The following is a 12,089-nucleotide window of genomic DNA, read 5'->3' as shown; positions in this document are numbered from 1 at the left end:
ATAAAAGTTACGGTAGGTCATGGTGTTAAACGATAGGTTACTTTCGGACGCTAAGTTCTACGGTAAGTTGATTGGCGTTCTTCTGAACAAGGAGGACACAATTTCAGGGAAGATTAAGGGAACGGCACTGGAGAGAAGGGTCATGATACTCAAGGTTGATCCAGAGGAGTACCCAGACTATCTCATAAGGATAACGCGAGGCGTTATACCCTGTCTATCGGTGCTTACGCCCAACATTGAACTGGTAGGGATAATTGAGTCCAATAACGTGGATTACATGATGACTTCCCTAAAGGACATGCTTAACTCCTTCGAAACCAAGAAAATTCGCCCCGTCAAGATACCCGAGTACACACCTGAGCCATTGGAGCCCTCCGAGGCCTCAATCTTCGATACTGTGAACAAGGTAATAGATCAACAGAAAGCTGACTTCAGGGTAATAGAGATGATAAAGACTATCTCCAGGGTCGAGAAAAGATATTCCACGATCGAGAAATTCCTGTCACCAATGGACGAGGTTGCATCCTATCTTCTAGGAGGCGGAGATCTAAAGGGAGAGTTCGCCATTTATGAGGCAGTGAAAACGATTAAGGGAGAGCCCTCAAAATTAGAGGAGTACGTGAAGGATGGAAAGGTTTTCAGGAGTTCCAAAAAGGAGAATTGGGGACTCCTGATAGATGAGGCTATTGTGGGATATGCGTTCCTAATGAGTTACCTTAGGGAAGGGAAGGATGAGTACCTGGAACAGGCAATCAAGATTAGAGATTACGTGAAACGGGAGCTTGAGACCGAAAAGGGATTCAGGGATACCGTTCCTAAGGATCCTTTGACCTCAATAACATATCTGGAGCCACTTGCCAACGCTGAGATTGCGATCTTCCTCTCTGCCCTTTGGCAAGCCACAGGAGATGAGGAAACCAGAAAGATGGCGATCAAGGCATTGGGGATAGCCAGTGTCAGGAGTGACTTTCTTGGGGTAAGCGCAAGAATTGCCCACTCCCTTCTCAGGCTTAACCATGGAATCCTAACCTCAATACCTGGAAACTATGAGGACGTGAGGGTCATGTTGAACAAGGGAGTGAACTGCAGGTTCAAGCAAGGGGACAAATGCGCAGAAAAACTAGAGGAATTTAGTGGTCTTGGCCTAGAGGACTAGAGAGTTACGTGAACTCTTTCCAGGAATCTCGCTAGCTGCCTCGCGTTTCCACCTTCGCAGATTGTCCTGAAGGCTCTGTTCCTGTCCACCGGTACGAGCTTTCCAACTGCCTCAAACCCATACTTCTTGAGAGTTCCCAACGCCATCACTGACGAGGCCCCGTTCATAATAAGGTGGTCTGCCTTAACGTTCTTGATGATCTTCTCGATGTTGTTCAGAACTAATGACGAGCCGAAGATCACTGCTGTGGTACATACCTCACCCCTAAACTCAGAGAAGGGTCTACTTCCGGGAACCGGTTGGGGAGAGAAATCATACGAGACTACCTCGGTGAATCCCTCAACCTTAACCTGGGGAGAATAGCCAAACATGCACAGTTTTCCTCCTTGAAATAGCTGAAGTGGGTCTCCGCTTCTAAGATCAGCAGGACTTAACGCATTCATGACCGCGGTGGAGATGCTCCTCCTCATGGGAGAGTCAAAATTATTTGCGACGTCATAGGCGCTCTTTCCCTGTAACTCCCCTGCCTCTTCCACTTCTCCGTCGGTCAAGGTAATTGAGATGCCCATGCTCTGATCATCAAGGAGAACTCCGGTGTAGGAGGGACCTACGCATAGGTTTACTACCCTCCTCCTCTTGAGCTCGTATGAGAGTTCCTCCAACATTTCGGATAATATCATAGAATTATCTTGCCCTCCTTGTAAACTGGATCTGAGACTTCCTTATATGGTAAGATTATTGTTCCCCTATTTAGAAGTACTCCATCTCCCGTAACTACTTCCTCTCCTAGGATAGTCCTCTCCCTGATGTGGTTCCATTTCCCTATCTTACTATTGTCTCCCACGATAACGTTCTTCAGAAATGAGTTCTCTCCTACCACAACCCTATCCATGAGTAGACTCTCCCCTACGTATGATCCATTGCCCACTACTGAACCTTTTCCTAGTATTGCGTTAGAGTCCAAGTATACCTCTCCCACCTTTGCATCCTCCATTATAAAATAGGGAGGAGTTAACTCGGCTTTCTCGCTCACCTTAGCCTTATCCGAGATAAAGCCACGGGGATATTTCCTCCTCAGGAGATCAAAGTTTAACTTGAGATAATCCGCCGGTATCCCGATGTCTGCCCAAACTCCCTGATACCTATAAACTGAGACGCAACTCTGTTGTAAGACTTTGGGAAGGAAATGCCTTGCGATCGACTTTCCGTTTATTATCGAGAAAAGCTTCTTGTCAAAGACGTAAACTCCTGCATTAATCTGTTTGGAAAGGGGGTTCGAAGGTTTCTCCACGATCTGGATTAGCCTATCCCCCTCCGTGTAGAGGACCCCGTACCTCTGGGGGTCCTCCACCTCAGCTGACATGATAGTTGCACCGCACTCATTACTCCTGTGAAGCGAGAGGATCTCCTTGAAGTCCACCTCCATGTACACGTCACCGTAGATCACTAGAACCTCGTCGTCTAAGGTATATTTTTCAGAGATGTATTTCAGGGGTCCTAAGTCGCCAAGTGGTTCCTCCTCCACAACAAAGGTGACCTTCTTCCCTCCCCTCTCCACATGTTTAATGATGTTATCAGCCATTACCCTTAAGGAGATATATACGTCCTTGATGTCGGCCCTTTCTAGTGCATCGAGCGTATAATCAATTATAGGCTTCCCGAGAACTGGAAAGAGGGACTTTGGCTTTGTCAAACTCAAAGGCCTTAACCTAGTGGCCCATCCTCCAGCTAGAATAATAGCAGAAACCATGATATTGTTGATAGATGAAAGAAAATAAATGAATCGATTTACTTGAGATATTTCTGCAACTTCTTCTCAGCGTAATCCCAGTTTACCACGTTCCACCAGTTAGTTACGTAGTCTGCCCTCTTGTTCTTGTATTGCAGGTAGTAGGCATGTTCGAACTCGTCTAGGATCAGGAGGATCGGAAGTTCTGCAATGTGGTTCATGAAGTGGTTCTCAAAGGTCATGATCTCAAGGTTACCGTTCTCAGTGTCGTAGTAAAGGACAGTCCAACCTGTGCCTGGTAACGAGTTCGCAGTCTCAGTGAAAACTTGCTTGAACCTGTCATAGCTCCCGTACTGCTTCACAATGAGATCAGCGAGGGCACCGCCTGGCTGTCCGCCTCCCTTACCAGCGGGGGCCATGTTGTCCCAATACAAGGCGTGAAGCTTATGACCATTTATGTTGAATACTATTCCTCTCATTAGACCCTGAACGTCGTATTGCCCGCTCTGTAGCTCTCCCTTTATAACCTTGTTGAACCTTTCCATGAATGTGTTGGCTCCCGTCACATATCCCTTGTGATGGCCGTTATAGTGAACGTCGATTATATCCTTACTTATGTATGGTTCCAGTGCATCTACCTTATAGGGTAGTGGAGGCAATTCGAATTTTTTGAAAGATATGGAAGAACTCATAGCAATACTTACTTGCTAATCACTTTTATTTTTTCCTTTTATGGGTTCTTAGGTTTAATCAGTGAATTTAATAAAAATCGTATCACGCTCTCAATTTTTGGGAACATGTTCTACCTGAAGGTTAGGAATTGATCATTATACCTGTCACTAGAATAGGAGGATTCCCCATGCAGACCATCTAATTAACGCCGAATCCCCATCCATACAACCCCAGAGATAATATTGTCCCTTTTTATCCCTTCATGTAGGTGATCTTTACACACGTAATAAATTTATATCAATAATGTATTAGCAAAGAGAGAAGGTCTTATGCTTAGAATTCTAGGGCTCAGCACTGTAACTTTTAATGATATAGTTGAAAGAATAGGCATAACAATTCTAAATACCTTCGTCTTCTACCTTATTTCCAACGCACTGAACCTTCATTCTTTCTTCTATTTTGAGGAGGGAGTCGTCATCATCTTATCTGCGCTTTTACCTTACATTCTCGCCCCTGCCATAACTCTACTATACGTGGTAAGTTACAATTTCAGTGGGATGATTCTTGGTCAGACCAACACAATAACTCCCACGACGATAGAGACGTTTGGGATTATGTTGATCCTGCTATTCGTTATACCGATTATAGTTGAGGTAAAGTTCACCTCCCTTCAGGGCTTTTTAACCTCAGAGTCGCTTTTGGGGGTTTTCATCTCTCCTTTCCTTGTGGCCACTGGTATATCAGAAAAAGGTAGAGATCCCAAAAGTAACGTGCTCTCTGCCATACCTGTACTATATTCTCTAGTATTGAAGGCTGTAGAGAATTATACTGGCATACTATCGGAGCCAGTGTCTCTCGTTTATCCAATAGTTGGTTTCATTCTCCTTATTGTAGCTTCCATACTCTTTACGAGGGGAAGCATACTAAGTGTTCTAGGAATTATCCCTCTCTATCCAGGGATAGCACTTGCCCTTGGGTATGGATTTCTCTCGATCAATACTATAATAGCTTCACTTTTAGGCCTACTTGTGAATGCTCTTCCTGCCACTCTGAACCACCTAATGTCTTCATCCCAGGCTAAGAGTATACTTCAGAAGGAGAAAAATGAGGTAATTTCACAGGTAGAACAGAAGATCATGTTGATTAACAACATTAAGGGTGGGTCAGCCAATCTGCCAGTTGAGCTAATTACAGTACTCAGCGAAATGGAGTCCCAACTCAAGGCTGAAATGGCCAAGATGAACTCCTGCTCTACTTCGGAATGTATAGCCGAGGCATATAGAAACTTTCTGGAAGTATCAAACAACGTAGATAAGTCTCTCAATGACGCGATCTTTAAGATAGTTATAGATTACAATAATGTCGTAACCGGAATAAGGAAACTTGGAGTTAACGCAGAGGAGATTCAGATACCGCCCTCTCTAAGGCTCACAGAGCAGGATGTAAACACTGTCATCAGGATACTGAACACAATAGACAGGAACGTGTATCTAACCACGAGTAGAATAAACCAGATAGTAGAAGGCTTAGAGAAAACCCTGGGAGGAAAATACACGAGGCTGTTGGTTACCGACTTCAAGTCATTGGAAAAGGTCTCTGAAGTTGTTGGCAATGAGACGATGAGACGGAGTGCGGAAGAATGCTTAGCCATGCAGGCGGATGCAGTAAGGGAATTGAAGATGAACCCATTTAGTGACGAAAAGATCGCTCTCTCACGTAAACTTAACCAGGTCATAATTGAGACGTTCTCCATGGACAAGCTAAGTCAGATTGTAAGCCTCTCTAACGAGAACGTCAACTTACTGAAAAAGTACTTCGAGTATCTTTCCTCTAGGAAGGATGAGTTGAGAAAAATCGGACTTCCCGAGTCTAAGGAGTACGCAAAGGTAATTGAGGACTTAACTTTCACAGTGAATGGAAACCTTCCCACATGTGAGATAGTAAGGAGAGTGTACTCTTTCATTAGCGTAATAAATGATATAGATGAGATAGTAGCGGATTTCCAGTCAGTCTCAGCTCTCTTCCAACTACTTGAGGGACTTAGGGATGTGATAGTAGCCAAGGTAACAGAGGAAGGCTGTATCAGCCTAGACGAAGTAGGTATTGATGCCAAGTATGGAAGATTTGTGGTGAGTTGGCTTAAGGGAATAGGGATAACCGCAATATTAAAAGAAAACAGTGTATGCGGAGAACGGTAACTATTTTCTTTTTATAAAGTTTCATTTAATTATGAGAGCTTGTTAACGATTTTTATCAACATTTAAAAAGGACTCTAAGATAAGTTTCCTATGCCACAGACGTTCTCGTTAGATTTAAGGGGAAAATCATGCGACGAATTCATGGTTGAAATATCCAAGGTATTAGTTGCAATGAAACCAGGAGATGTACTTTCGCTAGTCGCTGATCAGGACAGGATACTTTGCACACATCAACTTCTCAAGAATGCTCCTAGGTATCTATTTAAGGGGGATGTAGTAGGGGATCACGCCGAGATCACCATTAGAAGAGTAAGGTAATTGTCAACTCTCTTTTCATTGGACTGGGAAAGGGGAAATTTATAAAGAGCCCTTTGACTTGCTCCTGAACTTAGGGAAATACCTTGTTATTGCCTTCACTTTTGGTGATTTACGGAAAGTAAATATCAAACTCAGTATAGCTAATGCGAGAGTTATTTCTGGTAAGAAGAAAATAACGAAGAAAATAATCGTGTGCATCGTTTGAACCCATAGGGGTTCCGGTGGGCCAATGAACGTGGTAGTGTCTGGCCCTATTGTTACATTAATATTTCCAGGTTGGAATGGTACTTTTGTGATGTTATAATAACTCGTGTTAGATACAGTCATCAAGAGAATAGGAAAAAGAAAAGGGAAAAAGTTATTCCTTATAGTGCGGTGAATGATAGACCGGATGATGGCAGATAGAAGTTATAGGAATAGTCGTATTCACCATTATTAGGCCATGCATTCCCAAGCGATACGTGCATCTGATTGTTGTCACCACTAGGTGGGAAAAGGGGAAATTTATAAAGAGCCCCTTGCCTTTCTTAAGAACTTAAACTTACCTCTAAATACTAAGAAGGATATGGCACCTATTACGACTATTCCTATTACGATTTCTGGCAAAAAGGCTATATACCATGGTGGTGGGGGTGGGGATAATAGTACTGTTGAAGAACTATTTGCCGGAATAAACGTCCCAGGCGGCAAGTACACAGGCCCGAAAGGCGTACCATTTATTGGATACATCGTAGTTGTAGTCACTGTTTTATGCCACCTAAAAAAGGATTGCCCTTAAAGAAATAAAAAACGTTTTGGCAATATTCTTTATAAATTAAAAAATGGATTTAAGTCCTGAATATTGGCATGTTTGACCTACTGATAATTGTTTGTAGTTATACCTTCTTGATATCCTACATCTGTTAGCCAATAACCTACTAGAGTTTTACCATAATATATGCTATTTTTATCATATTGAAACGCAGATATAACTAATCCAGTATAATTATAGCCCTCAGTATTTATGAATGGCAGTGCGTCAAATATTGTTGAAAAACTTGTGTAACTACTTGGCGGGTTGGCAGGATAGAATGCCACTACATATGTGTTAGGGTAATCTGTATCGGCATTAGTAATAACAGATGGCACCAGTATTGTTATTGAAAATAATGTTAGAATTGGTATTGATATAGGGGATTTGTACTTCATTGAAGGGGGGAAACTAAGAGATTTTATAAAGAGCCCAAAACGAGGCTGGTCAGGGACAAGACATCATAAACATCTACACCTAATGTTATCAACACGAATGGGAGTAACATAACCCACTTCATGTGGCTTACCCTTAGCTTATCCGCTAATTTAGTAAACCAGTATATCATGACGATTAGTAGGATTTTAAGAGAGATAAGAAGGATCAACAATTGAAAGAAGGATATGCTATCCCCACCGTAATCAAATATGTAATTGATGTACATGTTAAAAACAAGATTATGATCAAAAATATAGATATCGGTATTCCGAAGTTCAGTGGGCCAACCAAACCATGATATGATCACGTCTGCAATATTTCCGACGACTATGATGAGCCACATCAGTCTAAGCCTATCCATGGAGCTCACCTAACTCACGCAGATATTATGTTTTTTACAAATATGGTCTAACGCTGCATTTACCTTGTTAAACTCCTAGGTAATATAATTGAAACTTAATATAATTAAGATTGTATATGGGATCCTGAATGGTGCGACCGCCGGGATTTGAACCCGGGACTTCTGGCTTGGAAGGCCAGCGTCCTAACCAGGCTAGACTACGGCCGCACATGGATTGCTTAAGGCCTTCACACCCTGCTACATAGCAGTGTCAGGCCCTTCGCAAAAAGGTAAAGAGAAGGATAATATTTATGCTTTTCTACGCTAAGCACGTTGACTTATTTCTCCTTGGACGGGTAAATAACGGTGAATTTCTCGCTCAAAAGTTCAGTAGCTCTTGTACCTAGATCTTGATCGTACTCCCTTATGATAGGCTCAACTTCCTTAAACTCCGAGTCACTCAACTCCCTGTACTCGTAAGTCGGTATTCCCACCTTTTCCTCGAAAAGCCTCTTGGCGTACTTCTTAGCTTCGCCCTCCAATTTTTTCATCACGTCAATATATGACATGTTATAGTCCACGTCGTGCACGTAACCCTCCATGGCGAGTGCCTTTAGAAGTCTCATGACCTCTAGCCTATTGGGTTGCATCCCTATCCTTCCAGGGTCTACCCTACCACGTACGTATATCTTTCCCCCAACCATTCCTGTTCCCACGAAGTTGCCCGTTTTTTCACCCTTCTCCCTCATTCCAAGAACCATGATCACCCCTCCTGCCATGTATTCCCCAAGATAGTCATCCACCCTTCCACCTATCACCAGGTAGGGTCTCTTGTTGGCGTATTCACGCATCTGTATGCCGACCCTGTTGCCCGCATTTCCGCCAACGAAAACTTTCCCTCCCTGAAGAGTTTGCGCGAGAACGTCCCTTGCGTCCCCGGTAATCACCACCTTTCCCCCATGCATGGTGTCACAACAGTCGTCTGCAACGTTACCGTAAACGTAGAATTCGTTGTTCTCGTTGAGGTTAGCCATTGCGTTTCCCACAACCCCATATAACCTGACCTTAAGCCCTCCCCTGGGAAACTTTATACCAATGAACCTGTGTCCCAGGACGTTTACAACCTTGACCTCCTTCTTCCCAGTCCTAAGAATTTCCTTGTCCAGGTCTTTGTAACCAATTGCAGTAGCGTCTATATCATAATTTGGGGAAACAAAGGTAGGAGGAGGAGAGAAATTCCTTATCTCCTCTAGCTCTCTCCCATGACTAAGTATCCCTTTCCTTAAGGAAGCAATGAAGTAAGATCCGGGGCTGAGGGTCCAAACTCTCGCCTCGCGACTCATGAGTCTTATCTGACTTTCCTCGCTCGCAATATAGTAGTAGTAATCGTCCTCGCCAATCAACACAGGCCTGAACTTGGATCTATCGGCCAAACCCACAAGATATAGGTCATCCCCAGAGTCATACCCAATCACCGCAGTGAAGGGTCCATCGAGTCTCGCGTTCCTATAAAGGTAATCATGATGCGGGGATATGGCACTGGTCCTCCTGGAAGGATTAACCAGGATCTTTGCAACTTCTTCCACAGTGAGACCTTCGCTGATCAACTCCTCGAAGAGGAACGCCATGACCTCACTGTCCGTCCCCACGAAACCTCCCCATCCCCTGGATTGAAGGAACTCCAGGTTGGCACCGAAGGAGCTAACGTCACCGTTGTGAACGATGGCCACATCAAAGGAGGAGAAGGGGTGAGACCAATAGGGATAACTACCTGGGGAGTTGGTTGGCTGTCTTGTGTGGGCCAACCACATATCTCCCTCGTACTTGTTTACGTCATATATCTTGGCTATATCCTTGGGATAGCCGACTCCCTTGAACACCTGAAGGGATTTACCCATGCTGTATATCCTACCCTTCCTCTCTGGCCATAGCATCTCGTTGAGGTTCCTCACTGCCTTCCTTAACTGGGCTATGTTCCCGATGGAAACCTTATAGCTACAACTGCATACCCCCCTATCCTCGGCCTCGATGCTCTCCTCTATCACCTGAAGACCTTGGCTCTCCATCGCTATCCTCATCTTTCCGGGGTCATCTAGGAAGAACGCCTTTAGGTAGTAGTAGTTGCCCTCCTCCAGGTTAAATACAGCAAACCCTGCCCCCTTATCGCTTCCCCTATAGCTTACAGCGTCTATGGATCTTACCACGGAATCTCCCTGTATCTTAGGGGCGTGTGGTTTCCTCAGAACCCCGAAAACTCCACAACCCGATGGCGAGATCATAGCGAACCAGCCTGCCTCACTCTTATTCTCCTAGCGACGTAGGAGTTCAGGTTCACCGCCCTCAGGAGTTCCCTGTTTCCAGTTAAGCTTGACTGAATGCTGTAAATTCCCGCTGATCCAGCCAACAGCGCGATCTCCTTCCTCATTCCCGAGATCAGGTTAAAGGCTCTCTCCTTTAGGTTTCCCTTACTTCCTTCTCCTATGGCCACCTCGAGAACGCTGTAGGGCATGATCACGGAATCTGCGCCAAGGGCCACAAGCTTGAACACGTCCGAGGAGTCCCTGAGCCTTGAGGACTTGGCTATTAGGTCATACCTATTCCTTACTCCAGCTTCCTTAAGCCTGAGGTCCGCATCCGATATCACAAGCTCTATGTCCTCCCCCATGATATCCTCATCTAGGATGAAACCCGGGACCTCACCCTCATTAGCCAGTTCCTCCATCTCCTCGAGGTCTTCCGGGATGAAGTAGTTGCCCAGTGAGGGTTTCGTGGACCAGGTAGCAATTCCCTTTCCGTCTGAGGAAAGCGAGACTTCCTCAAATTGACGAATGGTCTCCACTGAGAAGACCAGGGTTCCCAGGGCAAGTGAAGCCCAGGCAAAGGCCTGAGTATACTCCAACGGTAAGTTGCTCACGTCAAAAATTACGGGCAGTGACAGGTAAAGCTCACCTCCCTTAAGAAGGAAACTAGTATCAATATCCTCCCTATAGGGGTCAATGGACGGCCTGGTAACCTGTGCGCCGTCGGACCTAAGCCAGTCGAGGATCCTAGCTGGTTTCTCAACGTCAGGTGGTGCGGTGCTACCCATGCTGGTGAGTGATGGCTCTCCCTTGTTTATGAGGTCATGAAGGGCGTTCTTTCTTCTCCTGGTCCAAAGTTCACCTAACTTGGGGTTCAGCTCCTCAACCTCTCCCCGGATTCCAAGAATCTCCAGGGTGTCCCTGGATAGCCCATAACCGTAAAGTAGATCCCTTCTACCCTTAAGTTGTGAGACAGAGGACAGATTAAGGTTATCTAGAATGTTCGCAAGCTCCAGGGAGAATCCCCTCACGAAGTTGACGAGCATCTTAGTTCCAAACTCGGTCTCCATTATCCTCGTGCCATCTATCTTGTTAGTTAGTGCAGTGGGACACGACCCTATGTGACACTTATGGACCATGACGCAACCCATGGCAATCAAAGCTCCAGTTCCAACGCTCACTACGTCTGCTCCTAGCGCAATCAGCTTCGCTGCGTCTGTTGCATCTCCCACTCTTCCAGCAGCAATGATAGTGAAGTTGTCCCTTAGACCTTCCCTCTTTAGGACAGAGTCTGCCGAAGATACAGCCAACTCTATGGGTATCCCAACGTTGTCCCGTATCACTGCAGGAGTGGCTCCTGTTCCCGCTCCGTGACCGTCAATTATGACTCCGTCCGCTTTCATCCTGGCAATTCCTGAGACCACGTAGGGTATGTAGTTAGTCGCTGCTACCTTTACGAAGACAGGCTTGCCCGTTAACTCCTTTAGCGCCTCAATTCTCTGTCCCAGGTCCTCTATGGAGTAAATGTCGTGATGTGGGGCTGGCGAGATCGCGTCCATCCCAACTGGGATCCTCCTGGTCTTGGAAATCGGCTCGGTTACCTTACTTCCGGGTAAATGTCCGCCAATCCCCGGCTTGGCCCCCTGGCCTATCTTTATTACTACCCCCAGCCCAGCGTTTAGAACGTCAACATCTACCCCGAACCTAGCTGAGGCCCATTGAACAAATATTCTCTTGTGTTTCGCTACCTCTGGATGAAGTCCGCCCTCTCCGGTTCCAGCGAGCGTACCTGTGATGTCAGCCGCCTCCGCAATGGCAATGTTAGGGGTTCCACTGAGGGCTCCGTACGACATGTCGCCTAGGTATAGGGGTGAGGACATAGATATTCCGCTGAAGGAGACCCTGGTGTCTGCTGAGGGCTCCCTTGTTATCTTGGTCTCAGCGACCCTAAACTCAACCCTGTCCAGTATCCTCAAATTGTTCCTTCTGCTGGTGAAGATCTGATACGGTTCACCTGTAAGTGCAAGTTGCCTTATATGCTCTAGCCTGTCTATTGTCCAAAACTCCGAGTCCGTCTGTTTAGGGATTGGTAAATACTTGTTTATTATGAGCATGAGATCGCAAAATCACGTTTACTGAGATTCTTAT

At 45.4% G+C, this 12,089-nt stretch carries 11 protein-coding genes, 1 tRNA gene and 1 pseudogene; 4 read left to right on the top strand and 9 right to left on the bottom strand.

The features are described 5' to 3' along the window. Positions 1-19 precede the first annotated feature (19 nt). Complete coding sequence (locus MSED_RS09695) at positions 20-1,156, top strand: hypothetical protein (RefSeq protein WP_012021819.1); 1,137 nt, start codon at positions 20-22, stop codon at positions 1,154-1,156. Here MSED_RS09695 and MSED_RS09690 read toward each other — a convergent pair. Genes MSED_RS09690 through MSED_RS09680 form a run of 3 tightly spaced genes read right to left on the bottom strand, consistent with a single transcriptional unit; the run spans position 1,153 to position 3,577 of the window. After that, on the bottom strand, positions 1,153-1,836 hold the full coding sequence (locus MSED_RS09690) for a DUF364 domain-containing protein (protein ID WP_012021818.1): 684 nt from the start codon (positions 1,834-1,836) through the stop codon (positions 1,153-1,155). The genes MSED_RS09695 and MSED_RS09690 overlap by 4 nt on opposite strands. Further along, the gene (locus MSED_RS09685; RefSeq protein WP_012021817.1) at positions 1,833-2,906 is read right to left on the bottom strand and encodes a sugar phosphate nucleotidyltransferase; all 1,074 of its coding nucleotides are present in this window, start codon (positions 2,904-2,906) and stop codon (positions 1,833-1,835) included. The genes MSED_RS09690 and MSED_RS09685 overlap by 4 nt, the downstream gene beginning before the upstream one ends. Positions 2,907-2,944: 38 nt before the next feature. Beyond that, positions 2,945-3,577 carry a superoxide dismutase gene (locus tag MSED_RS09680; protein ID WP_012021816.1) on the bottom strand — a complete coding sequence of 211 codons (633 nt, stop codon included), beginning with the start codon at positions 3,575-3,577 and terminating at the stop codon, positions 2,945-2,947. A 309-nt stretch (positions 3,578-3,886) separates the two neighbouring features. Between MSED_RS09680 and MSED_RS09675 the strand changes: the two genes are divergently transcribed. The 3 genes from MSED_RS09675 (at position 3,887) to MSED_RS09660 (ending at position 6,851) form a co-directional block, all read left to right on the top strand. Further along, entirely contained in the window at positions 3,887-5,755 is a 1,869-nt protein-coding gene (locus tag MSED_RS09675) for a hypothetical protein (RefSeq protein ID WP_012021815.1), read from the top strand. Positions 5,756-5,845: 90 nt separating this feature from the next. After that, positions 5,846-6,073, top strand: a complete 228-nt coding sequence (locus tag MSED_RS09670) for a sulfurtransferase TusA family protein (RefSeq protein ID WP_012021814.1) — start codon at positions 5,846-5,848, stop codon at positions 6,071-6,073. A gap of 487 nt (positions 6,074-6,560) precedes the next feature. Then, entirely contained in the window at positions 6,561-6,851 is a 291-nt protein-coding gene (locus MSED_RS09660) for a hypothetical protein (RefSeq protein ID WP_048060161.1), read from the top strand. Positions 6,852-6,928: 77 nt separating this feature from the next. On the opposite strand, the gene MSED_RS09655 is transcribed toward MSED_RS09660, so the two are convergent. From MSED_RS09655 to MSED_RS09635, 6 genes and pseudogenes are all read right to left on the bottom strand, one after another. Further along, a complete protein-coding gene (locus MSED_RS09655) occupies positions 6,929-7,261 on the bottom strand; it encodes a hypothetical protein (protein ID WP_048060160.1) in 333 nt (110 codons plus the stop codon). Between the two features lie 23 nt (positions 7,262-7,284). Further along, complete coding sequence (locus MSED_RS09650) at positions 7,285-7,662, bottom strand: hypothetical protein (RefSeq protein ID WP_048060159.1); 378 nt, start codon at positions 7,660-7,662, stop codon at positions 7,285-7,287. A gap of 9 nt (positions 7,663-7,671) precedes the next feature. Beyond that, a pseudogene (locus MSED_RS12595) lies at positions 7,672-7,737 on the bottom strand (hypothetical protein); the annotation flags it as partial. Between the two features lie 54 nt (positions 7,738-7,791). Continuing rightward, positions 7,792-7,869 (bottom strand) — tRNA-Gly (locus MSED_RS09645). Positions 7,870-7,979: 110 nt separating this feature from the next. Further along, positions 7,980-9,920 (bottom strand): class II glutamine amidotransferase, encoded by a 1,941-nt coding sequence (locus MSED_RS09640; RefSeq protein ID WP_012021812.1) that lies wholly within the window; start codon positions 9,918-9,920, stop codon positions 7,980-7,982. Beyond that, positions 9,917-12,055: an FMN-binding glutamate synthase family protein gene (locus tag MSED_RS09635; protein WP_012021811.1), complete on the bottom strand. Its 2,139-nt coding sequence runs from the start codon at positions 12,053-12,055 to the stop codon at positions 9,917-9,919. The genes MSED_RS09640 and MSED_RS09635 overlap by 4 nt, the downstream gene beginning before the upstream one ends. Between the last annotated feature and the right edge of the window lie 34 nt (positions 12,056-12,089).

Source organism: Metallosphaera sedula DSM 5348 (assembly GCF_000016605.1).
Classification (GTDB): Archaea; Thermoproteota; Thermoprotei_A; order Sulfolobales; family Sulfolobaceae; genus Metallosphaera; species Metallosphaera sedula.
This window is presented reverse-complemented; position numbering and strand designations above follow the sequence as displayed.